The 25,603-nt window shown below is 63.6% G+C and carries 23 protein-coding genes, 1 tRNA gene and 1 riboswitch; of the genes, 18 read left to right on the top strand and 6 right to left on the bottom strand.

Going from position 1 to position 25,603, the window contains the following annotated elements; translation table 11 throughout:
• Positions 1-54 precede the first annotated feature (54 nt).
• The 11 genes from OKW39_RS15205 to OKW39_RS15155 all read left to right on the top strand — a co-directional run bounded on the left by OKW39_RS15205 (position 55) and on the right by OKW39_RS15155 (position 12,680).
• A tRNA-Met gene (locus OKW39_RS15205) sits at positions 55-131 on the top strand.
• 213 nt (positions 132-344) lie between these two features.
• Positions 345-1,508 (top strand): ImmA/IrrE family metallo-endopeptidase, encoded by a 1,164-nt coding sequence (locus tag OKW39_RS15200; RefSeq protein ID WP_429363007.1) that lies wholly within the window; start codon positions 345-347, stop codon positions 1,506-1,508.
• Positions 1,509-1,513: 5 nt separating this feature from the next.
• Positions 1,514-2,014: a DUF4411 family protein gene (locus OKW39_RS15195; protein WP_429562956.1), complete on the top strand. Its 501-nt coding sequence runs from the start codon at positions 1,514-1,516 to the stop codon at positions 2,012-2,014.
• Positions 2,015-2,314: 300 nt separating this feature from the next.
• Positions 2,315-2,414, top strand: a riboswitch (guanidine-I (ykkC/yxkD leader).
• Positions 2,415-2,471: 57 nt separating this feature from the next.
• Positions 2,472-3,542 carry a putative urea ABC transporter substrate-binding protein gene (locus tag OKW39_RS15190; RefSeq protein WP_090801749.1) on the top strand — a complete coding sequence of 357 codons (1,071 nt, stop codon included), beginning with the start codon at positions 2,472-2,474 and terminating at the stop codon, positions 3,540-3,542.
• 75 nt (positions 3,543-3,617) lie between these two features.
• Positions 3,618-4,430, top strand: coding sequence for an ABC transporter permease (locus OKW39_RS15185; protein ID WP_187609933.1), 813 nt, complete (start codon positions 3,618-3,620; stop codon positions 4,428-4,430).
• A complete protein-coding gene (locus OKW39_RS15180) occupies positions 4,427-5,218 on the top strand; it encodes an ABC transporter ATP-binding protein (RefSeq protein ID WP_429335289.1) in 792 nt (263 codons plus the stop codon). Before OKW39_RS15185 ends, OKW39_RS15180 begins: the two co-directional genes overlap by 4 nt.
• Positions 5,219-5,231: 13 nt before the next feature.
• Positions 5,232-5,948 (top strand): urea amidolyase associated protein UAAP1, encoded by a 717-nt coding sequence (locus tag OKW39_RS15175; RefSeq protein ID WP_184022980.1) that lies wholly within the window; start codon positions 5,232-5,234, stop codon positions 5,946-5,948.
• 15 nt (positions 5,949-5,963) lie between these two features.
• On the top strand, positions 5,964-6,605 hold the full coding sequence (locus tag OKW39_RS15170; protein ID WP_184022979.1) for an urea amidolyase associated protein UAAP2: 642 nt from the start codon (positions 5,964-5,966) through the stop codon (positions 6,603-6,605).
• Positions 6,606-6,777: 172 nt separating this feature from the next.
• Positions 6,778-10,377: an urea carboxylase gene (uca, locus tag OKW39_RS15165; protein WP_429562955.1), complete on the top strand. Its 3,600-nt coding sequence runs from the start codon at positions 6,778-6,780 to the stop codon at positions 10,375-10,377.
• 17 nt (positions 10,378-10,394) lie between these two features.
• Complete coding sequence (gene atzF, locus OKW39_RS15160; protein ID WP_429562954.1) at positions 10,395-12,227, top strand: allophanate hydrolase; 1,833 nt, start codon at positions 10,395-10,397, stop codon at positions 12,225-12,227.
• Positions 12,228-12,341: 114 nt separating this feature from the next.
• Entirely contained in the window at positions 12,342-12,680 is a 339-nt protein-coding gene (locus OKW39_RS15155; protein WP_090801761.1) for a hypothetical protein, read from the top strand.
• A gap of 76 nt (positions 12,681-12,756) precedes the next feature.
• On the opposite strand, the gene OKW39_RS15150 is transcribed toward OKW39_RS15155, so the two are convergent.
• Complete coding sequence (locus tag OKW39_RS15150) at positions 12,757-13,200, bottom strand: MarR family winged helix-turn-helix transcriptional regulator (protein ID WP_090801762.1); 444 nt, start codon at positions 13,198-13,200, stop codon at positions 12,757-12,759.
• Between the two features lie 187 nt (positions 13,201-13,387).
• Between OKW39_RS15150 and OKW39_RS15145 the strand changes: the two genes are divergently transcribed.
• The gene (locus tag OKW39_RS15145) at positions 13,388-14,875 is read left to right on the top strand and encodes a DHA2 family efflux MFS transporter permease subunit (RefSeq protein ID WP_090805458.1); all 1,488 of its coding nucleotides are present in this window, start codon (positions 13,388-13,390) and stop codon (positions 14,873-14,875) included.
• 23 nt (positions 14,876-14,898) lie between these two features.
• Here the strand turns inward: OKW39_RS15145 and OKW39_RS15140 are convergent, their stop codons facing one another.
• Positions 14,899-15,612 carry a FadR/GntR family transcriptional regulator gene (locus tag OKW39_RS15140; protein WP_429335294.1) on the bottom strand — a complete coding sequence of 238 codons (714 nt, stop codon included), beginning with the start codon at positions 15,610-15,612 and terminating at the stop codon, positions 14,899-14,901.
• A gap of 172 nt (positions 15,613-15,784) precedes the next feature.
• Here OKW39_RS15140 and dgoD point away from each other — a divergent pair, with 172 nt between their 5' ends.
• Both dgoD and OKW39_RS15130 read left to right on the top strand, forming a co-directional pair.
• A complete protein-coding gene (gene dgoD, locus OKW39_RS15135) occupies positions 15,785-16,933 on the top strand; it encodes a galactonate dehydratase (protein WP_090801766.1) in 1,149 nt (382 codons plus the stop codon).
• A 246-nt stretch (positions 16,934-17,179) separates the two neighbouring features.
• The gene (locus OKW39_RS15130) at positions 17,180-17,482 is read left to right on the top strand and encodes a hypothetical protein (RefSeq protein WP_184006488.1); all 303 of its coding nucleotides are present in this window, start codon (positions 17,180-17,182) and stop codon (positions 17,480-17,482) included.
• Positions 17,483-17,562: 80 nt separating this feature from the next.
• Here OKW39_RS15130 and OKW39_RS15125 read toward each other — a convergent pair whose 3' ends face one another.
• Positions 17,563-18,492, bottom strand: a complete 930-nt coding sequence (locus OKW39_RS15125) for a CopD family protein (protein ID WP_090801769.1) — start codon at positions 18,490-18,492, stop codon at positions 17,563-17,565.
• The gene (gene copC / locus OKW39_RS15120) at positions 18,489-18,866 is read right to left on the bottom strand and encodes a copper homeostasis periplasmic binding protein CopC (protein WP_429562953.1); all 378 of its coding nucleotides are present in this window, start codon (positions 18,864-18,866) and stop codon (positions 18,489-18,491) included. Before copC ends, OKW39_RS15125 begins: the two co-directional genes overlap by 4 nt.
• 394 nt (positions 18,867-19,260) lie before the next feature.
• On the opposite strand from copC, the gene OKW39_RS15115 reads away from it, so the two are divergent.
• The 4 genes from OKW39_RS15115 to OKW39_RS15100 all read left to right on the top strand — a co-directional run bounded on the left by OKW39_RS15115 (position 19,261) and on the right by OKW39_RS15100 (position 23,874).
• Entirely contained in the window at positions 19,261-19,992 is a 732-nt protein-coding gene (locus OKW39_RS15115) for a c-type cytochrome (protein ID WP_429335296.1), read from the top strand.
• A 21-nt stretch (positions 19,993-20,013) separates the two neighbouring features.
• On the top strand, positions 20,014-21,315 hold the full coding sequence (locus tag OKW39_RS15110) for a c-type cytochrome (protein WP_090801774.1): 1,302 nt from the start codon (positions 20,014-20,016) through the stop codon (positions 21,313-21,315).
• A 132-nt stretch (positions 21,316-21,447) separates the two neighbouring features.
• A complete protein-coding gene (trhA, locus tag OKW39_RS15105) occupies positions 21,448-22,068 on the top strand; it encodes a PAQR family membrane homeostasis protein TrhA (protein ID WP_035471054.1) in 621 nt (206 codons plus the stop codon).
• A 225-nt stretch (positions 22,069-22,293) separates the two neighbouring features.
• Positions 22,294-23,874, top strand: coding sequence for a DEAD/DEAH box helicase (locus tag OKW39_RS15100; RefSeq protein WP_429562952.1), 1,581 nt, complete (start codon positions 22,294-22,296; stop codon positions 23,872-23,874).
• Positions 23,875-23,933: 59 nt separating this feature from the next.
• Here the strand turns inward: OKW39_RS15100 and OKW39_RS15095 are convergent, their stop codons facing one another.
• Positions 23,934-24,467 carry a hypothetical protein gene (locus OKW39_RS15095; RefSeq protein WP_090801778.1) on the bottom strand — a complete coding sequence of 178 codons (534 nt, stop codon included), beginning with the start codon at positions 24,465-24,467 and terminating at the stop codon, positions 23,934-23,936.
• Between the two features lie 138 nt (positions 24,468-24,605).
• Positions 24,606-25,433 (bottom strand): ferritin-like domain-containing protein, encoded by an 828-nt coding sequence (locus OKW39_RS15090; RefSeq protein WP_026226031.1) that lies wholly within the window; start codon positions 25,431-25,433, stop codon positions 24,606-24,608.
• Between the last annotated feature and the right edge of the window lie 170 nt (positions 25,434-25,603).

The raw sequence follows: 25,603 nt of genomic DNA, 5'->3' as shown, positions 1-25,603 counted from the left end.
TGTGAGCCGGGGGTTGACAGCCTCCGGTGGCCCCTGCATAATTTCGCTTCTTTCGGCGAATTAGCTCAGTCGGTTAGAGCGACGGAATCATAATCCGCAGGTCCGGGGTTCGAGTCCCTGATTCGCCACCAGTAAAATCAAAGGGTTAGCTTCGGCTAACCCTTTGTCATTTCTGCGCTCTGTCAACGACAGTGTCAACGGCGTTTTCGTCTCCTGCTAGGGTTTTGAGCACAAGCCGTTCGTAGTCGCCGTCCGGTATGATTTCGTACCGGACCCGAAGCGTCGTCTGGCCCGCACAAGCCCAAGACGAGAACAAGACCGAGTCGAAGCGACCGATACGAATCATGGCCGAGGCACAGATCAATCCCGCGATACTGACTTGGGCGCTCCAGCGCTCCGGTATAGACGCACTCGCGTTGGCCGACAAGTTGGGAACAGCCACTGCGCGGGTGGTATCTTGGGAAACTGGCGAACGGAAGCCAACCTTCCGCCAGGCTAAGCGCATTGCCGAGATCACTCACATTCCCTTCGGCTACTTCTACCTCCCTGAGCCGCCCGAGGAAGCCCTACCGATTGCCGATTTCCGAACGGTGGGGGACGATCCAGTGCGTCCGCTGAGTGCCGACTTCCGCGACATATTCAACGATGTTATGCGGAAGCAAACTTGGTTCAGAGAATATCGACGGCTGCAGGGCCAAGAGCCGTTGGCGTTTATCGGACGATTTAACGTTCGCGGTGCGCCAACCGACATTGCGGCTGATATTGGTCGCACGTTACAAGTCACGGCAGAGGACCGCATTAACTGCGCCAACTGGGAGGACTACCTTCGACTGTTGATCGCTCGGATCGAGGACGCGGGGATTCTAGTAATGCGATCTGGAATCGTGGGCAACAATACTCATCGTCCGTTGTCGGTCGATGAGTTTCGGGGTTTCGTGGTCGCAGATCAATATGCTCCGGTCGTATTTCTTAATGGCAAGGATGCGAAGGCCGCACAGATTTTCACGCTGATTCACGAGATCGCGCACTTGTGGCTTGGTGAGAGCGGAGTCTCTAACGAGAGGATTGGTATCGCTCAGCAGCACGGCGGCGACGTCGAGCGGCTGTGCAATGCCACGGCAGCAGAGTTTTTGGTTCCGGCGGCGGAGTTTCGAGCTCGGTGGAACGATCGAGCTGGGTTCGTGGCGCAAGTCCGCGAACTCGCTCGTACCTTTAAGGTTAGTGGCGTCGTTGTCGGCAGACGGGCCGTGGAACTCAGACTCGCGCCCTGGAATGAGTTCGCCGCTTTCTATCAAGCTGAACGCGAGGCATGGGCTGCGGCCGCTGCGCGGCAATCTAGTGGTGGAAATCCATATAAAACTTCGGCGGTGAGGAACGGAAAGCTGCTGACGAAGGCCGTTCTAGAAACCGCATTTGAGGGCCGAATGCTGCTGCGTGATGCGGGCAGCTTGCTCGGAGTCGCCCCTGCAAACTTGAAGAAGCTCGCAAGTAGCGTGTACGGGGAATAATAAGAATGTACCTGCTGGATACCAACATCTTTATTGAGGCGCAAAATCGTTACTATGCAAACGATATTTGCCCGGGCTTTTGGGACTGGCTGGATAACGCTAATGCGCAAGGGGTTATCGCGAGTATCGGAGAGGTGTACGACGAACTCGCGGGTCGTGGCGATCACCTTGCACAGTGGATAGAAGCCCGACGTGGTACCGGTTGGTTTCTCGACGTTGCCGATGTGCCGACCCAAGCCGCATTTGGTGAGGTTGTTCAACACGTTGAATCGGTCGCGCGCTACAGCCGCCCGAATAAAGATCTTTTCCTTGGTGGAGCAGATCCTTGGCTCATCGCGAAGGCCAGAACAATGGGATGGGGTATTGCAACTCATGAGCAATTCAGTGAGAACTCGACAAAAGTAAAAATTCCCAACGTTTGCCGAAATTTTGGCGTAGCTAGCCGCGATACGTTTGATGTTTTGCGTCAACTTCAGGCTTCGTTCGGGTGGGCAGCCAGAAACTGAGAAGCATGAGGTTCGCGTAGCGATATCTCTCAACAATCTATTTCTTCCAATTGGCGTAGGGATTTAAGCGTTTAGCCTCCTGCAAATGCTCTGGAGCAAGATGCGCATACCCGTCCTCTCACGCCCGAATCGAGTGCACTCCCTGACACACATCAGTGCACACCTTCCCCGCCCCGGGGCAAAAACTTGCCCTTCTCCGCACAAACCTAGCGACCAACCCGCGGTATGGCCCCTGGCACACTTCCCGCTTTAAAGAGCGCGCAAGGAGCCGGCGCAACCTCCGGTTCGACAGACAATCTGGAAATGGACGGCTAGGGTTCCGGCCTGCTTCACGCAGGTGCTGGTCCGAGAGCTGTCGACCTCAGGCGAGGTTACACGGCGGGACAAAAGCCCGGGAGAGAACGCGATGTTTGCGCTGCTCCCTGCCGTCGCTAACCGTCCCCTCCGAGGTCAACCCATGTTCAAGCTCGTTCGCTGTCTTGGTATTGCCGCCGTCTCCCTCGCCACCTTCGCCTCGAGCCCCACGTTCGCCGCGGGCCGCAACGACTTCAAGGTCTGCTGGACCATCTACGCCGGCTGGATGCCATGGGGTGAGGCGAAAACCCAGGGCATCGTGTCCAAATGGGCCAGGAAATACGGCATCAATGTCGACGTCGTGCAGCTGAACGACTACGTCGAGTCCATCAATCAGTACACGGCCGGCAAGTTCGACGGCTGCGCGATGACCAACATGGACGCGCTCACGATTCCCGCCTCCGGCGGCGTGGATTCGACGGCACTGATCGTCAGCGACTATTCGAACGGCAACGACGGCGTGCTGATGAAGGGCAAGGGCAAGCAGATCGCCGACCTGAAGGGGCAGCAGGTCAACCTCGTGCAGTTTTCCGTCTCCCACTACCTGCTCGCACGCGCGCTCGAAAGCGCTCACATGAGCGAGCGCGACCTCAAGGTCGTGAACACCTCGGATGCCGACATCTCGGGCGCATTCGCGACCCCCACGGTTCACAACGCGGTCACCTGGAATCCGATGCTCGCCGATCTGAAGTCGCAGCCGAACGTCAGCGAAGTCTTCGACTCCAGCAAGATCCCCGGCGAAATCATGGACATGATGGTCGTCAACACGAAGACGTTGCAGCAGAACCCCGCCCTCGGCAAAGCGCTGACCGGTGCATGGTTCGAAATGGTCGCGCTGATGCACACCGACTCCGCGGCCAGCACGTCCGCGCTGAGCGCGATGGCGAAGGCCTCGGGCACCGATCTCGCCAACTTCAAGGGCCAACTGGCGACGACCGCCCTCTTCTATTCGCCGCAAGCCGCGCTCGACTTCGTCACCAGCGCCGACATGCCGAAGATCATGACGCGCGTCGCGAAGTTCTCTTTCGATCACGGCCTGCTCGGACAGGACGCGAAGAGCGCGGACGCGGTCGGCATGGCGTTCGACAAGGGCGTCGTGGTCGGCAACAAGAACAACGTCAAGCTGCGTTTCGATCCGACCTACGTCGCGATGGCGGCCGCGGGCAAGCTCTGACACGGACCGTCCAGGCACTCGCCGGGGGCTCGCCATGGCGGGCTCGCATCCCAGCTTTCCAACCAGGCGCTCACCATGCGACTCATCAATCGACATCCGAGCCGGATCGGCGGCTTGATGCTGCTTCTGCTGCCGTTCGTCGTGCTGTTCGCGGTCTACTTCACCGGGTCCTCGATGCGACTCTCGCTCAATCCCGATGACAAGCTGCTGCCGAGCGCGGCGCAAATGAGCGACGCGGTGAAGTCGGCCGCCTTCACCGAGGACAAGCGCACCGGCGAGTACCTGTTGTGGACCGACACGCTGTCGAGCTTGCGGCGGCTCGGCATCGGCCTTGTCGTCAGTGCCGTGATCGCACTGGTGGCCGCGATCGCGACCGGTTCGTTTCCGCTCGTCAGCGCGACGCTGTCGCCTTTCATCACCGTGATCTCAATGGTGCCGCCGCTGGCGGTGCTGCCGGTCCTGTTCATCGTGTTCGGGCTCGACGAGTTGTCGAAGGTCGTGCTGATCGTCGTCGGCATCACGCCGGTGATCATTCGCGATCTGCATGCTCGCGCCCGCGAGATTCCGGTCGAGCTGTGGGTCAAGGCGCAGACGCTCGGCGCCACCAGCTGGACGCTGATTCTGCGTCTGGTGCTGCCGCAACTGCTGCCGCGTCTGCTGGCGGCGACGCGTCTTTCTCTCGGCGCGGCGTGGCTCTTTCTGATCGCAGCCGAAGCGATCGCGTCGACCGATGGCCTCGGCTACCGCATCTTTCTCGTGCGCCGCTATCTGTCGATGGATCTGATCCTGCCGTACGTCGCGTGGATCACGCTGCTCGCATGGCTCACCGACGAGCTGCTGCGCCGGATCACGCAATGGTGCTTCCCGTGGTACGGAGGCGCGCGATGATCGAGGTCCGCAACGTCTGGAAAGAGTACGGCGACCAGGTCGTGCTCGAGCGTTTGAATCTGACCGTCAAGGAAGGCGAGTTCTGTTCGATGGTCGGCGCGTCCGGCTGCGGCAAGTCGACGTTTCTGCGCCTGCTGCTGGGTCAGGAGCGCGCGACGCGCGGCGAGATCCTGCTGGACGGCAAGCCGCTGCCCGGCGAACCGGACCGGCATCGCGGCGTCGTGTTTCAACGCTACTCGGTGTTCGACCATCTGAGTGTGTTGCGCAACGTGATGCTGGGGCTGGAGCTTCCACAGGCGAAGTTCACCGGCCGGCTATTCGGTGTCCGTCGGCGCGTGGCGCAAGACGAGGCAGCGGCCATGCTCGAGCGCGTCGGGCTGGGCGCGGCCTTGAACAAGTTTCCGCAGCAGCTGTCGGGCGGCATGCAGCAACGCCTCGCGATCGCGCAGGCGCTGATGATGAAGCCTCGCGTGCTGCTGCTCGACGAACCATTCGGCGCGCTCGACCCCGGCATCCGCAAGGACATGCATGAGCTGCTCTCCGACCTGTGGCGCGAAGCGAAGCTCACGATCTTCATGGTCACGCATGACCTGAAAGAAGGCTTCACGTTGGGAAGCCGCGTGCTGGTTTTCGACAAGGTGCGCGTCGACCCGCAGGCGCCGGGCGCCTATGGCGCGCGCATCACCTACAACATTGCGCTCGACCGTAGCCGCGATTCCATGTCCGCCGTGCAGATCGCCGAGGCTGCCGTGCGAGGCGCATCGCATATCGAACTGGTCTCCGACTGAAGGGAACTCAGGTATGAACTCAGATACGACCTTATTGCTTGAAGAAACCGTCCCAGGCGGCGGCCATACGTCGCTGATCGTCAAGCGTGGTCGATCACTGCGCATTACCGACCTGCGTGGCGGTGCGAACGTCAGCGTGATGATGGTCAACGCGACGGAAAAGAGCGAACGGCTCAATCTGCCGGATTCGTTGAAGTGCCAGCACACGGCCAGGCTCACGGTCGGGCACTGCCTGTACTCCGACATGGGCCGCGTGCTTGCCGCGATCGTCGCGGATACCTGTGGCTGGCACGACAGCATCGGTGGAGCTTCGAATGCCGACGAGGTTCGCGAACGATACGGCGCGGGCCGCTACCAGGAGCTGCGCAACGCGTTCTATCGCAACGGCACGGACAACCTGCTCGTCGAAATGGGCAAGTGGGGGCTCGGCATCACTGACCTGCTGATGACGCTCAATCTGTTTAGCCGTGTCGATGTCAGCGACGACGGCGTTCTCAGTTTCGTGCCAGGAAACTCAAAAGCGGGCAACTACGTCGAGCTCTACGCACCGATGAACACGCTCGTCGTGCTCACCGCGATCCAGCACCCGCTCGACCCGAACCCCGAGTACGCGCCGAGGCCCGTCAAGCTCGAGTTGAGCGACGCGCGGCCCGAGGTCGCCGAAGTTTGCCGCACCGCATGCGAAGAGAACGCACGCGGTTTCATCAACACAGAACGCTTCTTTCTTTGAGCGAAGGCCACGCTTATGACCAGCACGCTTATCGTCAGCGACAAACGTCCGGAAACCGCGGTCTATCGCGAGACACTCGCCGCCGGCGAGCCGTGGCTTCACGAGGTGAAGGCCGGGCAAACGCTGCGCATCGTCGATCTCGAAGGCAACCAGGCGGTCGACACGCTGTTCTACAGCCTCGCCGATCCGCGCGAGCGCTTCGACCCGCAACGCACGTTGCGCCGGCAAAAAAGCCTCTACCTGACGACGGGCTCGGTGCTGTACTCGAACCTCGGCAAGCCGATGCTGACGATCGTCGCCGACACGTGCGGCCGCCACGATACGCTCGGCGGCGCCTGCGCGCAGGAAAGCAACACGGTGCGCTACGCACTGGAGAAGCGCTACATGCACAGCTGCCGCGACAACTTCCTGCGTGCCTGCGCACATGACGGCCGCCTGTCGAAGCAGGACATCGGCGCGAACGTCAACTTCTTCATGAACGTGCCGGTCACGGCCACGGGCGGGCTCAGCTTCGAAGACGGCATTTCCGCGCCGGGCAAATACGTCGAATTGCGCGCGGAGATGGACGTGATCGTACTGATCTCCAACTGCCCGCAGCTGAACAATCCGTGCAACGCCTACAACCCGACGCCCGCGGAGCTGCTGATATGGAATTGAAGCGCATCCGCCACTGGCTTTTTCTCCTCATGCTGGTTCGCTCGGGCCGGTACTTCAGCCGTACGCGCGAAGAACTGATCCAGACGCATCGCTGACGCGACTTCGGCCGTGGACGACCACGGCCGGCCATTCCCACGGCGGGACGGCCCGCCTTCGAATCAACACACCTTCCATGTTCGAGAAGATTCTGATCGCCAATCGCGGCGCTATCGCGTGCCGCATTCTCAGGACGTTGCGCGAACTCGACGTCACCGGCGTCGCCATCTATGCGGAAGCCGACCGAGCGAGCCGCCACGTCAGCGAAGCGCCTGTCGCGCATGCGCTCGGCGAGGGTCCGGCCGCGCTGACTTATCTCGACGTGGCCAAGATCCTCGCGATTGCGCGTCGCGAAGGCGTGCAGGCGATCCATCCCGGCTACGGCTTCTTATCGGAGAACGCGGCGTTCGGCGAAGCCTGCGAAGCGGCCGGCATCGCGTTCATCGGACCGACACCCGCGCAGCTTCGCGCGTTCGGCCTCAAGCACACGGCCCGCGAAATCGCGGCCAACGAAGGGGTGCCGATGCTCGAAGGCACCGGGCTGCTCGCGGACTTGCCGGCGGCGCTCGCGGCGGCACAGGCCATCGGCTATCCGGTGATGCTGAAGAGCACCGCGGGCGGCGGCGGCATCGGCATGCGGGTGTGCTGGAACGCCGACGAACTCGGCGCCCATTTCGATGCCGTGAAGCGCCTCGGCGAAAACAATTTCAGCGATGCCGGCGTGTTTCTGGAGAAGTACATCGAACGGGCGCGGCATCTGGAAGTGCAGGTATTCGGCGACGGCAAAGGCGACGCGCTCGCGCTTGGCGTGCGTGACTGCTCGGTGCAGCGGCGCAATCAGAAGGTGCTCGAGGAAACGCCCGCCCCCTGCCTGCCGAACGGCATTCAGGCCGCGCTCTGCGAGGCAGCGGTCAAGCTCGCGAAAGCCGTCGACTATCGCTCCGCCGGCACCGTCGAATTCGTGTACGACAGCGCCGCCGAACAGTTCTACTTCCTCGAAGTCAATACGCGTCTGCAGGTCGAGCACGGCGTCACCGAACAGGTGTGGGGCGTCGACCTCGTGCGTTGGATGATCGAACTGGCGGCCGGCACGCTCGCGCCGCTGAAGCACCTGGCGGCGAGTCTAACGCCGCGAGGGCACGCGATCCAGGCGCGACTCTACGCGGAAGATCCGGGGCGTGATTTCAAACCGAGTCCGGGCCTCTTGACCGAGGTCGAGTTCCCGCACGCTGACGGGCGCGCATTGCGCATCGATACATGGATCGAGGCCGGTTGCGAAGTGCCGCCTTACTTCGACCCGATGCTCGCGAAAGTGATCGCGTGGTCGCCGACTCGCGATGAAGCGCGCGATGCGCTCGACGATGCGCTGCGCAACACCCGACTCTACGGCGTCGAGACGAATCGCGACTATCTGCGCCAGATTCTGCGCGACCGGCCGTTCGCGTCGGGCGAACCGTGGACTCGATGTCTCGAAGGGCTCAGGTATCAGGCCAGCACGGTCGAAGTCGTCAGCGGCGGCACGCAGACGACGGTGCAGGACTATCCCGGCCGCCTGGGCTACTGGGCAGTCGGCATCCCGCCGTCGGGGCCGATGGATGACCGGGCGATGCGGCTCGGCAATCGCCTGCTCGGCAATGCGGCCGACGCCGCCGCTCTCGAAGTCACGATGAGCGGGCCGACGCTGCGCTTCAACACGGATGCCGTGGTCGCCATCACCGGCGCGCAGATTCCGGTGCTGCTCGACGATGTCGCTCAGCCGCTGAACACGAGCCTCCATGTGCCGGCGGGTTCGACGCTTGCGCTCGGCACGATACGCGGCGCGGGCGCGCGCGCTTATCTGTGCGTGCGCGGCGGCTTCGACGTCGCACTGTATCTCGGCAGCCGCAGCACCTTTACGCTCGGCCAGTTCGGCGGACATGGCGGCCGCGCGATCCGCGCGGGCGACGTGCTGCATCTTTATCCGCGCGGCGATGCGCAAGCCGGCGCGGCGCTCGTCGACGCGCCGACGCTCGACGGCGTGCGCACCGTTCGCGTGATCTATGGTCCGCACGGCGCACCCGAATACTTCAGCGCCCGCTATATCGCGCAGCTGCTCGACACCGAGTGGGAGGTTCACTTCAACTCCAGCCGTACCGGCGTGCGCCTGATCGGACCGAAACCCGAGTGGGCGCGCGAGGACGGCGGCGAGGCTGGACTGCATCCGTCGAACATTCACGATAATCCGTACGCGGTCGGCGCCGTCGACTTCACCGGCGACATGCCCGTGATTCTCGGACCCGACGGCCCGAGTCTCGGCGGCTTCGTCTGTCCGGTGACGATCATCGAGGCGGACCTCTGGCAGATCGGCCAGCTGAAAGCAGGCGACAAGATCCGCTTCGCGCCCGTCGAAGTCGACGAAGCGCGTGAGGCTGCGCGTGAGCGTCGTCGGGAACTGGAGAGCCTCGAGATTGCACCGGGTGCGCCGAGCGAAACAAGAGCATCGCTGACGTCGCCGATCGTGCTCGATACCGGGGCGGACCGCGACAGACTCGTCGCGCGTGTATCCGGCGACACACATCTGCTGCTCGAAATCGGTCCAGCGGAGCTCGACCTCGTGGCACGGTTTCGCGGACATGCGCTGATGCAGTCCCTCGAAGCGCAGCATCTGACTGGCGTCATCGATCTCACGCCGGGCATCCGTTCGCTGCAGATCCACTACCGGCCCGAGGATCTGCCGCTCGCCAGGTTGCTCGACATCGTCGCGCGGGCGTGGGACGAGGTCCTGTTGCAGAAGGATCTGCGCGTGCCGTCGCGCGTCGTTCATCTGCCGCTGTCATGGGACGACCCCGCGTGCCAGCTCGCGATCGAAAAATATATGACCACCGTGCGCAAGAACGCGCCGTGGTGCCCGAGCAACCTCGAATTCATTCGCCGCATCAACGACCTCGACTCCATCGACGCGGTCAGGCAAATCGTCTTCGATGCGAGCTATCTGGTGATGGGCCTCGGCGACGTGTACCTCGGCGCACCCGTCGCGACACCGCTCGACCCTCGTCACCGGCTGGTCACGACGAAATACAACCCGGCCCGTACGTGGACCGCGGAGAACTCGGTCGGCATCGGCGGCGCGTATCTGTGCGTGTATGGCATGGAAGGGCCTGGCGGCTATCAATTCGTCGGCCGCACGTTGCAGATGTGGAATCGCTACCGCGAAGTCGCGGATTTCGCCGGCCAGCATTATTTGCTGCGCTTCTTCGACCAGATTCGTTTCTACGAAGTATCGGCCGACGAACTGTTGCGCATCCGCGCGGACTTTCCGCTTGGGCGTTTTCCGTTGCGGATTGAAGAGTCCGAGCTTTCGTTGCCGGACTATCAGGCGTTTCTCGCTAGCGAATCCGCCAGCATCGAGCAGTTCCGTTCAAGGCAGCAGGCGGCCTTCCAGGCCGAGCGCGAGCGGTGGCGTGAAGCGGGCACCTCGGAAATCACGTTCGAGACGCCGGTCACCGAAGACACTCAGTTAGCTCCGCTTCACGACGGCGAAGTCGCCGTGGACAGCGAGATCGCCGGCAGCCTCTGGCAAGTCAAGGTGAAAACCGGCGACGCGGTCGACGCGGGCGACGTGCTGCTCATCATCGAGTCGATGAAGATGGAAATCCCGGTGTGTGCGCCGTGCGCCGGAACGGTCGGCGAGATCTACGTGGCGCCGGGTTCGCCCGTGCGCGCGGGGCAACGCGTCGCCGTCGTCGAACGTCACTAATTATCTGGACGCAAACCATGTCTTCATTCTCGTCATTCGATCTTCGCCTCCCGACACTTCGCTCCGCATACCGTGATGGAACGCTCACGCCGCGCAGGCTCGTCGCTGAACTGCTCGAAAAAGCTGCGGCGCTCAATCCATCGTTCAATCTGTTCATCCATCTTCTGACCGAAGATGAAGTCGCGCCCTACCTCGACTGGCTCGACACCCAGGACGTCGAAAGCCTGCCGCTCTATGGCGTTCCGTTCGTGATCAAGGACAACATCGATCTCGCCGGCATTCAGACGACCGCCGCGTGCCCCGCGTTCGCGTACACGCCGTCGCGATCGGCGAGTGTCGTTGCGCAATTGATCGCGCTCGGCGCTGTGCCGCTCGGCAAAGCCAATCTCGACCAGTTTGCGACCGGTCTGAACGGCACCCGGTCGCCGTATGGCAAGTGTCGCAATAGCGTGCATCCCGACTATCCGTCGGGCGGCTCGAGCGCGGGGTCGTCACTCGCGGTCGCGCTCGGCGTCGCCAGTTTCGCGCTCGGGACCGACACGGCCGGTTCCGGTCGCGTGCCTGCCGCGCTGAACAATCTCGTCGGTCTCAAGCCGACTAAAGGCCTGCTGTCCACCGCGGGTGTGGTGCCCGCGTGCCGCACGCTCGATTGCGTCACGTTCTTCACGGCGACGGCGCAAGAAGCGAGCGAGTTGCTTGCGTTGAGCGCGCGCCCCGATCCTCGCGATGCATACAGCCGCGCGAATCCGCAATGGAATACGGCACGCGCGTTTGGCGAGCCCACGGCGTTCAAGTTCGGCGTGCCGGCGCAACTGGAATTCGCCGGCTGTTCCGAGAGCCCCGGGCTGTTCGCGAAGGTGCGCGCGTTGCTCGAAGAAGCAGGTGGTGAAGCTGTCGAAATCGACTTCACGCCGTTTGTCGAAACCGCCAATCTGCTCTATCAGGGGCCGTGGGTGGCCGAGCGTTACAGCGTGGCGGGCGAGTTGATGACGGAGAAACCCGCCGCGGTTTTGCCCGTCATTCGCGATGTGTTGGCGAAGGCACCCGGCGCGAGCGCGGTCGAACTGTTTCGCGCGCAGTACCGCTTGCAGGAATTGAAGGCCCTCTGCGATGCGTCGATCGATTCACTCGATTTCGTTCTGACGCCGACGTATCCGCGTGCCGTGACGCTCGACGAGTTGGAGCGCGACCCCATTGGTCCGAACTCCCTGCTCGGCTATTACACGAATTTCATGAATCTGCTGGACTATGCCGCCGTCGCTACGCCGACCGGTTTCACGAAGAATGGTCTGCCCTGGGGCGTGACCGTCTTTGGCCGCGCGTTCACCGACCAGTATCTGTTGGGTGTGGCCGACCTGCTGCAACGAAAGAGCGGCGTGCACTGCGTCGGAGGTCTAACCGTCGAGCCGGAGCCGCGCGGCGAACGATGCGCGGCGAGCCACGATCGCATGCGGATCGCGGTCTGCGGCGCACACATGCAAGGTTTGCCCCTCAACCGCGATCTGCTTGCCCGACGCGGGCGGCTCTTGCAGGCCACTCAGACTGCCGCGCAATACCGGTTGTCGGCGCTGCCTGCGTCGGCGGACGGCACGAGGCGTCCAGGCCTGTGGCGCGTCACCGATGGCGGCGCAAAAATTGCTGTCGAAGTGTGGGAAATGCCGAGCGCGGAGTTCGGCTCGTTTATTTCGACCGTTCCGTCTCCGCTGGTTCTGGGGAAGGTCGAACTCGTCGACGGTTCGTGGGTTACCGGTTTCCTCTGCGAGCCGTATGGCGTGCAGTCGGGAACCGATATCTCGGAGTTTGGCGGATGGCGAGCATGGCTTGCCAGCGAGCATTGCGCGAGTTTCTGATGGAACGAACGATGAGCAGCGGCGTCGCAGGGTATGGGCAGTGAAGCGCCGCGGGTTTGGTTGGCACCTCCGGCTTCCTTCCGCAATTCCGTCGCAACTTCGAGAGGTTCCTTAATGACGCTCCGCACCGTCGCGCTCGCCGCAACCACCGCTGCGCTCACGCTCGCCGGCACGACCGCCGCCCTCATCGCACAAGCTCAAACGCCGAGCACCGCCGACAGTCAATGGCGCGCCAGTTCCACCATGCTCGCGACGCTGCTGCAGGACGGCTACAAGATCGTCGCCGTGGTCAACAACGGTCCCGCCGACACGATCTTCGTGCAGCGCGATCAGAGCGCGTTCAAATGCATCGATACGCAGCATCCGGATGCAAAAGCAAAAACGTCGGTGGCGCCGGGCTGTTACGAGCTGGTACCGCCGAGCGGCGCCACGCCGGCGTCGGAATCCAGATAACGTGATTTGAAGCGCGAGCTCAACGTAACCCCGGCTCGCGCGAAAGACTTCGGCGTCGCGCCAACACCGCGACGCTTCAGCGATCCACGAGCCGGCTCAGATTGCCGCGCACCCGCTGCAGCAGCGCGATCAACCGCGCCGCTTCTTCATCGCTGAAACCATTGAGCGCTTCGAGCGCGACCTCGTCGCCGACCTTACGCGCCTTGCCGAGCGTGCGCTCAGCCTTCGGCGTCATGCGCACCTGGCGCTCGCGGCGATCCTGCGGATTCGCGGTCCGCTCGATCCAGCCGCCCTCCTCCATCCGGTCGAGCAGCCGGCCCGCCGAGATCGGCGCGACCTCGAGCAGATCCGCCAGCCGGGCCTGATTGATGTCGCCGTAGTGGCCGAGATAGGCCAGCACGCGACACTGCGCGCGCGTCAGATCGACCGACGACCTCGCGAGATCGTCGAACCGCTTGCCCGCCAGCCGGCCGACGTCGTAGATCAGAAAGCCGAAGCGCTCTTCGAATTGGGTTTTCATGCGCGGATTATACGGAAGCACTTCGGCGTACAGCGCGACTGCGTGTGCGTTCTATTCTCAGCACAACTCCCGATAGCGCCAACCCGTATCGTCGATATACTAAGCATGCTTACTATATCGAGCCTCCCCACCGTCCATGTCTTCCGCCTCCACGTCGGCGAGCGCCACCGAGCTGCTCAACCGGCCGATGATCACGATCTCGATCATGCTTGCGACGCTGATCCAGACGCTCGACAGCACGATCGCCAACGTGGCGCTGCCGCATATGCAAGGCACGCTGTCCGCGTCGCAGGACGAGATCACGTGGGTGCTGACCTCCTATATCGTCGCCGCCGCGATCGCCACGCCGCTCACCGGCTGGCTGGCGGATCGCCTCAGCGTCAAGCGGCTGCTGCTGATCGCGATCGGCGGCTTCACCGTGTCGTCCGCGTTGTGCGGACTCTCCGAGACGCTGTCGCAGATCGTCGTGTCGCGTCTGTTGCAAGGGATCTTCGGCGCGTCGCTGGTGCCGCTGTCGCAGTCGATCCTGCTCGACATCAACCCGCGCGAAAAGCAGGGCCAGGCGATGGCCGTGTGGGGCATGGGCGTGATGGTCGGGCCGATCCTCGGTCCGACGCTCGGCGGCTGGCTCACCGATAGCTACAACTGGCGCTGGGTGTTCTTCATCAACGTGCCGATCGGCGCGATCGCGCTGTTCGGCGTCGCGAGCTTCCTGCCGACGCGCGCGCCGAAACACGACGTGAAGTTCGACGCGTTCGGCTTCATCACGCTCGGCCTCGCGATCGGCGCATTGCAGGCGATGCTCGATCGCGGCGAGCAGCTCGACTGGTTTTCGTCGACCGAGATCGTGATCGAGGCGCTCGTCGCGGCAATCAGCTTCGCGTTTTTTCTCGTGCACACGGCGACGATCGGCGAGCGCTCGTTTTTCAAGTACAAGTTATTGAAGGACCCGAACTTCGCGACCGGCACGTTGTTCATCTTCGTGATCGGCGCGGTGATGTACGCGACCCGCGCGCTGCTGCCGCCGATGCTGCAAAACCTGATGGGCTATCCGGTCGCGACCACGGGCCTCGTCACCGCACCGAGCGGCGCCGGCACGATGGTCGCGATGCTGATCGCCGGCCGGCTGCTCAAGCGCGTCGATGCGCGGCTGTTGCTGCTCTGCGGTTTCCTGATATCGGCGTTCGCGCTGTGGCAGATGATGCAGTACACGATCGTGCTATCGGCATCGGACATCGTGTGGCCCGGCGTGATCCAGGGCTTCGGACTCGGCCTCGTGTTCGTGCCGCTGTCCACGCTGACGTTCTCGACGCTGTCGCCGGAGCTGCGCGCGGACGGCACCGCGACTTATAGCCTGATGCGCAACATCGGCAGCAGTATCGGCATTTCGATCGTGCAGACGCTGATGACGCGCAACACGCAGATCTCGCACGCGGACCTCGCTGCGAACGTCACCGCGTTCAATCCGGCGTTCCAGTCGATGCTCAACAGCGGCTCGAACTATGACATCGCGGCGCTGAACGCGTCGATCACGCAGCAGGCGGCGATGGTCGCGTATCTGAACGACTTCAAGCTGATGTTCGTGGCGACGCTGCTGGTCATCCCGCTGTTGCTGCTGATCCGGCCGTCGCACAAGGCACCGGATGCGTCGATCGCGCATGCGGCGATGGATTGAGACCGAATGCGCCGACGTCCGCCTCAGCCTTCGATTCGCCCGCGCGTCACGCCGAGCAATGACGCCATCGCCGCATACGCCGCGGCGGCATCGCGGGCGCGGATCGCCTCGAACACCGCCGTGTGCTCGGCGAGCGACGCGTTGAACACATCGGCGCGTTTCGCATTGAGCCGCAATTGTGCCTCGAGCGTGCGCTCGATCAGCGCGCCAAGCGGGATCAGCAGTTCGTTGCTGCACGCGGTGAGCACGCGCAGGTGGAACTGCAGATCCGCGCGCACCCATTCGTCGACGTTGCGCGCCGCCACCATCGCGGTATGCGCGGCCGCAAGCGCACCCAACGTATCGTCGGTGTGCGCGGCGGCCGCGAGGCCGGCGGCATAAGGCTCGATCATCTCGCGCATTTCCTGCAGCTTGAGCGCGAACGCCATCGGCTCGGCGACGCGTGAATACCAGTCGAGCAGATCGGCATCGAGCAGATTCCACGCGGACTTGACCCGCACGCGCGTACCCACGCGCGGCCGCGATTCGATCAGCCCTTTCGACGTCAACGTGCGCAGCGCCTCGCGCAGCACCGTGCGGCTCACGCCGAACATCTCCATTAACTCGGCTTCACGAGGCAGGATCGACTCCGGCGCATAGTCGCCGCGCAGAATCGCGGTCGCCAGCAGTTGGACGACTCGCCCGTGCAGATCGTGCGTAATGGTTTTCTCCTCGCGGTTGATGATCCCGTCGCGCAACGCGGCGGTAAGTCGGCAGATCTCACCACTATGTGGCAAATAGTACTATTAATAGTATTTTAATGCAGTTTTGTTGTAGCATGGAATTCCCCGAAATTTTGCATGCCCGCAGACCTGCTTTGCATGGGTTCGGAGTAAGCGCCAACTTCGATCGACACCGGAGACACACACCATGAAAATCACCAAGCTCGAAACCTTTATCGTCCCGCCGCGCTGGTGCTTCCTCAAGATCGAGACCGACGAGGGCATCGTCGGTTGGGGCGAGCCGGTGGTGGAAGGCCGCGCGCATACGGTCGCCGCGGCCGTCGAGGAACTGTCCGATTATCTGATCGGCAAGGACCCGCTGTTGATCGAGGATCACTGGCAGGTGATGTACCGCGCGGGCTTCTATCGCGGCGGCCCGATCACGATGAGCGCGATCGCCGGCGTCGATCAGGCGCTGTGGGACATCAAGGGCAAGCATCACGGCGTACCGGTGCATGCGCTGCTCGGCGGCCAGGTGCGCGACAAAATCAAGGTGTACTCGTGGATCGGCGGCGACCGTCCGAGCGATGTCGCGAACAACGCACGCGCGGTGGTCGAGCGCGGCTTCAAGGCCGTCAAGATGAACGGCTCGGAAGAGCTGCAGATCATCGACACCTTCGACAAGGTGCAAGGCGTGATCAACAACGTCGCGGCGGTGCGCGAGGCGGTCGGGCCGAACATCGGCATCGGCGTGGACTTCCACGGCCGCGTGCATAAGCCGATGGCGAAGGTGCTCGCCAAGGAACTCGACCCGTACAAGCTGCTGTTCATCGAAGAGCCGGTGCTGTCGGAAAACGCCGAGGCGCTGCGCGACATCGTCAATCAGACCAACACGCCGATCGCGCTCGGCGAGCGTCTCTATTCGCGCTGGGACTTCAAGCACATCCTGTCGGGCGGCTACGTCGACATCATCCAGCCGGACGCGTCGCACGCGGGCGGCATCACCGAGTGCCGCAAGATCGCCGCGATGGCGGAAGCCTACGACGTCGCGCTCGCGCTGCATTGCCCGCTCGGCCCGATCGCGCTCGCAACCTGTCTGCAGATCGACGCGGTCAGCTACAACGCGTTCATCCAGGAACAGAGCCTCGGCATCCACTACAACCAGGGCAATGACCTGCTCGACTACATCAAGAATCCGCAAGTCTTCAAGTACGAAGACGGCTTCGTGTCGATTCCGCAGGGCCCCGGACTCGGCATCGAGGTCAACGAAGAGAAAGTGCGCGAGATGGCGAAGGTCGGTCACCGCTGGCGCAATCCGGTGTGGCGTCACGCGGACGGCAGCGTCGCCGAATGGTGATCTGAACACCTGAGCGAAGCAGGCGGAACGCCGCCGGCGGGCCACGTGACGCGCGGGCCGTCGCAGTAACGTAACTTCCCGGACCAGCCGGCTCGAACCGGCGTTCGAGCGGTGCCCCCCGACCTGCATCACTCCGCGCCGAGCCTTATCCCGCCCCGCTTTCGCGACGTTTGTTCGGTATCGGACATACGTATGTCCTGCTCCTTGCTGAAATGCATGCCAACAACGCATGCAGCGAGGAGCACCATGGGCGAATTCCTTCCTGACTATCTGATCCGCGAACAGGCGGCGGTCGGCGCGCTGGTTGCGTTCGGCGTGCTGCGCATCATCGGCGCGATGCTCGCGTACGAGCGCGGATGGAACATCTCGGTAGTCGGGAAATGCTTTATCGCCGCGGCGGTGCTGTACTGCCTGCCGCAGGTCTTCGATCTGCTCACGCAGATGGTCGGCTCGCACGCGGCCGGCGCCGAACTCGAAGGCAAGGCCGCGGGCTGCGCGATCGCGTTGTTCTGCGCGCCGATTCTCGGTCATCGCCTCGGCTTCGAGTAAGCGGGCTTCGCAGTGCGGCGCTTTTTTACGCGGCGCGCATCCATCGCCGATTGGTCAATCGCCTATGCCGCGCCGCGCGTTCAACCGAGCGCAGCGAACGCCGGCACGGTGTGTGACAACGCGGCCGCGACGACGAACACGCCGATCATCACGAGCGCTTCCAAATACATCACGTTGACGAAGGTGTGCGCATCCATCGTCGATGCGGTGCGACGCAGGCGTGGCAGCGCCGATGTGCGGTTCAGCGCGCCGAGCACCAGCGCGAGCGCGACCAGCACGAGCTTCAACGTCAGCACATGACCCCACGTGCTCGCCTGAATCGCTTCGAACGAACTGCCCGAGTCGCGCACCGCATTGAAGACGCCCGACAGCAACACCAACGCGACCGCGACGATCGACACGTTCGACACCTGGGTCGCCGTGCGGATCAGCATGCCCCGCGCGGTGGATGCCCCGAGCGCCGGCAGCACCGCCAGGCCGGAGGCCATCGCGAGTCCGCCCCATACGCTCGTTGCGAGCACGTGCAGCGTCTGCATGCCGATCGCGGCCGACACCACGCCGGCATCGGCCGCATGACCGAGCGACGCCTTACCCGCCGCGATCGCGAGCACCGCGAGCCACAGCAGCGTATTGCGCAGCATGCCCGTGCCATGGCTCAGCGCGGTGCCGAGCAGCACCAGCGCGCCGCCGAACGCGACGCTCCAGCCATAGCCGACATGCGTTTGCGTCAGCACCGTCGGCACCACGCCGAACGCCGCGGACAACCCGACACCGCTCATCGACGCCGCCTGATACAGGAGCCAGCCGAGATCCGCGAGCACCAGCACGATGGTGGCCGCGAGCATCGAGCGTTGCGCGCGCATCCAGCCGGGACGCGCCGGTGAAGTGCGCTGGAGCCCGTCCCTCGCGAGCCATGCGCCGAGTAGCGCCGAGCCGACGGCGAAGCCGAACGAGACGTTCATGAGCGTGGCCATTGCGACCTGCCCGATCCACAGTCCGTCGAAGTTCATTTGACGTTGAACGCGAAGTCGCCATGGGTACGATGGCCGTCGGTGGCCACCGCGATCCAGTGCACCGCATAGCGGCCGCTCGTCAACTGAGGCAGCGCGAGGTGCATCACGCGGGCGTCCGCGCTATCGACCGTCGACGCGCCCGGCGTCGCGGGCTTGCCGCTTGCATCGGCGAGTGTGATCTTGCTGAATGCGGGCTTGAGCGGCTCGGTGAAATGGATCGTCAGGTCGGTAGGCGCGACGGCGTCGGCGTTCGCGGCCGGCACGCTCGAGATCAGATGCGCATGCGCGAACGCGGTGGACGACATGGCCAGCGCCACCGCGCCGGACATCAACGCTCGCAGCGTCGACGAGGAGAAATCGAATAGCTTCATGTAAGGCCGATAGCGGATGAGAACGAACGGAACATAGGCGGGCCGGCGAGGCGCATCGTCTGCACGACGGCCGGCGAGCCCGGAAGTGTACGCTTCGATGGCGCGCGCGGGGATCGGTTCAACCTGGCTTGATCGAATGCGTCACGCGGCATCACGCTTGCGGCGGCGACGCCGTGATTATTTTTGAGGCAAAGACGTCGACCACGATCCGTGACGCAACCAAAGTCCGAAACCGGCATAACGCGACATACTGTCGCGTGGCGGTCACACCTGGAACCGTCTCTAATGCGGCAAATAGTCACGATTACCCTTCGATGATAGAATGCTGCGTCGCCGCAGCGACGGCTGTCCTTCACACCGAGCCGCCCGAAGTTCGGTCAGGTCCCCGATTCCGATGGAGTTACGCGTGTCTTCAAGACGCCTCTTCCGCCCGTTGCTTGCCCTTCTGTTGATCGGCGCCGCGGGTGTCTATAGCGCAGCGAAAGCGCAGACTCAACCGAAGGCCCCCGACACGATGGAAGCGCGCGTGCAAGCCTGCACGGCCTGCCACGGCTCGCATGGGCAAGGTACCGACAACGACTACTTCCCGCGCCTCGCCGGCAAGCCGGCGGAATATCTGTTCAATCAGTTGCAGAACTTCCGTGAGGGGCGCCGCAGGTACCCGCCGATGAACTACCTCGTCACGTATCTCTCCGACGACTACCTGCATCAGATCGCCACCTTCTTCTCGCAACAACGCCCGCCGTATCCGACGCCGGCCAAGCCGACGGTCTCGGCCGCCACGCTCGCGCGCGGTGAGCAGATCGTGCTGCACGGTGATGCATCGAAGCAGGTGCCCGCTTGCGCGGCCTGCCACGGCAAGGCACTGACCGGTATGGAACCGGCAATTCCGGGTCTCGTCGGTCTGCACGCCGACTACATCAGCGCGCAGCTCGGTTCATGGCGCTCGGGCACGCGTCACGCGATCGCGCCGGACTGCATGCACACCATCGCCACGCGCCTCAGCGACGAAGACGTGAACGCCGTCGCGGCCTGGCTTTCCACGCAGCAGGCTCCCCCAAACCCCGTGCCGGCTCCGGCCCGCTCCTTGAAGACTCCGCTTGCCTGCGGCAGCGAACCGCAATAAGGCGCCGGGAGAGACATTCAAATGAAACACAAGTCTTTGTTCGCCCTCTCGGCAGTCGTCGTGGTCGCGGCCGCCGCACTCGTTCCCGTCCTCTGGTCGGGCGGCGACAATCTGCATAGCAGCGGCGCAGCCGTGGCGGCAACGCCCGCGGACCAGGCCGACCTGATCAAGAAGGGCGAGTACCTCGCCCGCGCCGGCGACTGTATCGCCTGCCACACGGTGCGCGGCGGCAAGCAGTTCGCCGGCGGCCTGCCGATGGCCACGCCGTTCGGCACGATGTTCACGCCGAACATCACGCCGGACGACCAGTACGGCATCGGCAAGTGGACCCAGGACGACTTCTATCGCGCGATGCACACCGGCCGCTCGAAAGATGGCAGCCTGCTTTATCCGGGCTTCCCGTTCACGAGCTACACGAAGGTCACGCGCGCCGACTCGGACGCGATCTACGCGTACCTGCGCTCGGTCGCGCCGGTCAACGTGCCGAGCCGTCCGCACGAACTGAAATTCCCGTTCAACCAGCGCAACATGCTGATCGGCTGGCGCACGCTGTTCTTCCGTGAAGGCGAGTTCAAGCCGGATCCGACCAAGTCGGTCGAATGGAACCGCGGTGCGTATCTGGTCGAAGGCCTTGGTCACTGCGGCATGTGCCACACGTCGATCAATGCGATGGGCGCCCCGGTCAGCTCGGCCGCGTTCGCGGGCGGCCTGATTCCGCTGCAGAACTGGTATGCGCCGTCGCTGACGTCGAACCGCGAAGCCGGCCTCGGCGACTGGGACCTCAAGGACATCGCCGACCTGCTCAAGACCGGCGTGTCGAGCCGCGGTGCGGTGTTCGGTCCGATGGCCGAAGTGGTTCACAACAGCCTGCAGTATCTGTCGACCGAAGACATCAACGCGATGGCGACGTACCTGAAGACGATTCCGCAGAAGAGCGAAGCACCGGAACCGCTGCAGCTCGAAACCTCGGAAAAATTCGGCGGCGAACTGCTGAAGCAAGGTCAGAAGATCTACGCTGACAACTGCGCGAAGTGCCACGAGGATAACGGTCTCGGCCGGCCGCCGGCATTCCCGCCGCTCGCGAATAACCAGTCGATCCAGATGCCGTCCGCGGTCAACCCGATCCGCATGGTGCTGAACGGTGGTTATCCGCCGAGCACGGAAGGGAACCCGCGTCCGTATGGCATGCCGCCGTTCGCGCAGGCTCTGTCGAATCAGGAAGTCGCAGCGGTCGTGACGTACATCCGTATGTCCTGGGGCAACCACGGCACGGCCGTGTCGCCGCAGCAGGTGGCCGAACTGCGTTCGGCGCCGCTCGACTAAGCAGGGTTCGACGCACCCCGGGCGCGGCCTGCGAAATTCGCGGCCGCGCCCTTCGTTTTTTCAGGACCGGTATCATGTGGGCCTGTTTGTGTTGGTGGTCGCCCTCGCGGGACCGTGCAGGAGGAAAGAGTTGTGCCCTTCGGTGAGCGTTTGAACAGCATCACCCATCTCGTCGGCGCCGTGCTGTCGGTGGTGGGGCTGGCGGCGCTCGTCACGATGGGCGCGCTCGCCGGCGACGCGTACAAGGTCGTCAGCTTCGCCGTATATGGTGCGATGCTGTTCGTGCTGTACGCGATCTCTACGCTGTATCACAGCGTCAGCCATCCGCGTCTGAAGGCGATTCTGCAGAAATGCGATCATTCGGCGATCTACCTGCTGATCGCCGGCAGCTACACGCCGTTCACGCTCGTCACGTTGCGTGGACCGTGGGGCTGGTCGTTATTCGGCGTGAGCTGGGGGCTCGCTGCCCTCGGCATCGTGCAGGAACTCACGCTCGGGCGACGCACCCGCAGCGTGTCGATGGTGCTGTATGTGTTGATGGGATGGCTCGCGCTCGTAGCCGTCCACCCGCTGGTGCAGGCGTTGCCGGCCGCGGGGACCGCGTGGCTCGTGGCCGGCGGCGTCATCTATAGCGTCGGCATCTATTTCTTCATCAACGACGAGCGCATCCGCCACGGACATGGTATCTGGCACCTGTTCGTACTGGCGGGCAGTCTGTGTCAATTCGTCAGTGTCGCGCGCTATGTCGCGTGACATTCCACGGCGACGAATTGCAACTTAAGGCCAGTCGACGTGTCTGCATAGCGCGTTGAAACATTCGGCACATCTGTGAGCGTGCCGCCGATTTCTCCGTGAACGGAACCGGGCCTCGGCCTCGAACACGCCATGCGGGCGTGTCGATGCCGCGCTGGTTTTTCCGCGTTGGGGTCCTTTGGGCCCAGCGGGGCCGTTCGCGACACTGCATTGCAAAGAGCTTTTATGTCTTTTGATTCCCTCGGCTTGTCCGAACCGCTGGTCCGCGCTGTCAATGAACTCGGCTACACCAGCCCGACTCCGATCCAGACTCAGGCGATCCCGGCCGTGCTCAACGGCGGCGATCTGCTCGCCGGCGCGCAAACCGGCACCGGCAAGACCGCCGGCTTTACGCTGCCGATCCTGCAGCGCCTGAATTCGATGCCGCCGGCCGCCGGCGGCAAGCGCGTGGTGCGCGCGCTGATCCTCACGCCGACGCGCGAACTTGCCGCGCAGGTCGAAGAAAGCGTGCGCGCCTACGGCAAGTATCTGAAGCTGAAGTCGACCGTGATGTTCGGCGGCGTCGGCATCAATCCGCAGATCGATGCGCTCAGGCGCGGCATCGATATCGTCGTCGCGACGCCGGGCCGTCTGCTCGATCACATGCAGCAGAAGACCATCGACCTGTCGCATCTCGAGATCCTCGTGCTCGACGAAGCGGACCGCATGCTCGACATGGGCTTCATCCACGACATCAAGCGCGTGCTCGCGAAGCTGCCGCCGAAGCGCCAGAACCTGCTGTTCTCGGCGACCTTCTCCGACGAGATCAAGACACTCGCCGATGGCCTGCTCGACTCGCCGGCGCTGATCGAAGTCGCGCGCCGCAACACGACGGCAGAAACGGTCGCGCAGAAGATTCACCCCGTCGATCGCGACCGCAAGCGCGAGTTGCTCACGCATCTGATCCGTCAGCACAGCTGGTTCCAGGTGCTCGTGTTCACGCGCACCAAGCACGGCGCGAATCGCCTCGCCGAGCAGCTGGCGAAGGACGGCATCAGCGCACTCGCGATTCACGGCAACAAGAGCCAGTCGGCACGCACGCGCGCGCTCGCCGAGTTCAAGGACGGTACGCTGCAGGTGCTGGTGGCGACCGACATCGCCGCACGCGGCATCGATATCGATCAGTTGCCGCACGTGGTCAACTTCGATCTGCCGAACGTGCCGGAAGACTACGTGCATCGCATCGGCCGCACGGGTCGCGCGGGTGCGACCGGCGAGGCGGTGTCGCTCGTGTGCGTCGATGAACTGCAGTTGCTGAAGGACATCGAGAAGCTGATCAAGCGTCCGGTCCCGCAGGAAGTGATCGCCGGTTTCGAGCCGGACCCGACCGCGAAGCCGGAGCCGATCCTGCGACGCGGGCAGGGCGGCGGCGGGCGCTCGCCGCGCCAGGGACAAGGTGCGGTGCGTCGTGACGGCGGTGCTGGTGGTGGCGCACCGGCCAAGCCGGCTCAAGGCTCCGGTCAGCGTTCGGGACAAGGCACGGGTCAGCGTTCGGGCCAGCGTGCGTCGAACGCTCAGCCCACGCCGCGGCCACAAGGTGCGAAGCCGGCCGGCAATGGCAATCAGCCGCGTCGCGATACGCAGCGTCACGACGATCGGCCGCGTACCGCCGCGCATGATGGCGCTCCCGCGCCCCATGCGCCGCGCAAGCCGCAGGGCAATCGTTCGCGCAACGGCAATCCGGGCGCGTTGCTCGGCGGCGGCGCGAAGCGCAACGATGCGCCGCGTGGTGCGCAACCGTCGCGCAACGGCGACCGTGGCCGTTAAGCGTCGCGCGGCCTAAAGGCTGCCCGCGCATCAGCCGTTAGCGCTTCCCTGCTCGAAGACTAACGGCTGCTCGCGGCGGCAGCCTGCTTCAAATGCTCGACCTGCCGTTCCCATCGCTCGAGCACCACACTCCCCTCTCCTTGCAATTCGAACGTGATGCCGCCCGTGAGGCGCGCATAACGGACGCTTTGCGCTTCCGCTGTGTCGATCGAGCCGAGCAGATAGACGAGGCCGCTGTCGTCGCCAGCAACACCGGGCAGCGGCGCGACACGCAACTGCACCTGATAGAACGCCGCATCGCAGACGAAGCTCAGCGCCGCGCGCCCGCTTTGCGCGATCGCGCGCGTCGCGCGCGCCTGCGGCCATAGCGCGATGCACAGCGTGCGCGAGTCGGGCGCATAGAGTTCGCCGACGCTCAGCAGAGATGTGCGCACGTGGCCGTTCGCATCGACGCTCAGTAGCGACGCGGTGAAGCCCAGCTTGTCCGCAAGCGACGAACCGTCGAACAACGCGCGCACGTTGGCCGGCCATTCGTCGAACACGATCTGTTCGAGCGGACGCGCGGACGTAGATGCGGAGGAGGAAGCGCTCATGCCATCGATCCAGTCGAAGTAGTCGGTAAAGCTCCATCATGCCTCGGAAAAACCAAAGCCCGCATGAGCGGGCTCCGGTTCGCTTCGTCAGGTCGTTGCAGCTGCATTCAGCCGATGCCTCGCGCAACGTTCGATAGCTCAGCGAAAGAATACGTGCTGCGTGATCTTCGCGAGCGGATAATGCACGCCCGGCTGAATGCGCGCCGGCAGATCGAGCGGCTTGAGCAGCATCTTCACGCACATGTCGGCGGACAGATTGCGGCGCACCAGCTTGTTGATGCGCGCCGCGCGCTCGCGGTTATACGCGGAGTCGTGCACGCGCTCCGGATAGCGAATCGCGAACACGTGCCGCAACGCGATCTCCGAATCTTCGTTCTTGATTTCCATCACGCGACGCATCAACGCGCCCAGCACCGCGAGCCGACCGTTGCCCTCGATCCGGTTGTACTTCTTGAAGTACCTGAAAAAGTGCTTGTAGTGACGGACCTCGTCGGTGCGGATGTTGTCGGTGATCTGCTTGAGGACCGCTTCGTCCGAGCACTCGTTGATCGCGCGGTACAGCGTCGCGGTACCCGTTTCGACTACGCAACGCGCGACCATCTCCAGCGCGCGGGTCTTTTCGAAATCCTCGACCGAGCACGTGAGCGAATACTCGCCCATGAAATTGCGGAACGCGGTGTCCCAGTCGAACTCGGGCCATACATACGCGATATAGGTCTTCAGCGCCCGGCCGTGCTGCATTTCCTCGGGCTCCCACTCGTGGTTGAGCCAGGCCGAGACCTCGGGATCGTCGTTGAAAAACGTACTCAGATTGCTGGTGTAGAGATCGGTGCCGCTTTCGATGAACGAAGCCGCGCACAGCAACAGCAGCAGGTCCTCGTTGGCCGCGGCCTTCTGACGGTCAATGCGCGTCAGATCGATGTCTTCGATCCGCCAGGGCATGACATGGTTCAGCTCTGTGTGCATCGTGTCTTGCTCCCATGCTGTACCGACCCGTGGAGTTCTTCGCAACTGCCACCGCGCTCGCCGTGATGTTTCTGCGGGTCGGATACAACACCGTGAATTAGAGTTGGGCCCTTGTACTCTGCATCTTAGCCGGAGATATCCGACCTTGCAGATCACACAGCACAGACCAT

It is taken from the genome of Paraburkholderia sp. MM6662-R1 (genome assembly GCF_050436245.1).
In the GTDB taxonomy this organism is placed as follows: Bacteria; Pseudomonadota; Gammaproteobacteria; order Burkholderiales; family Burkholderiaceae; genus Paraburkholderia; species Paraburkholderia tuberum.
The sequence above is the reverse complement of the archived record's forward strand: the minus strand, read 5'-3'. Positions and strand labels throughout refer to the sequence as shown.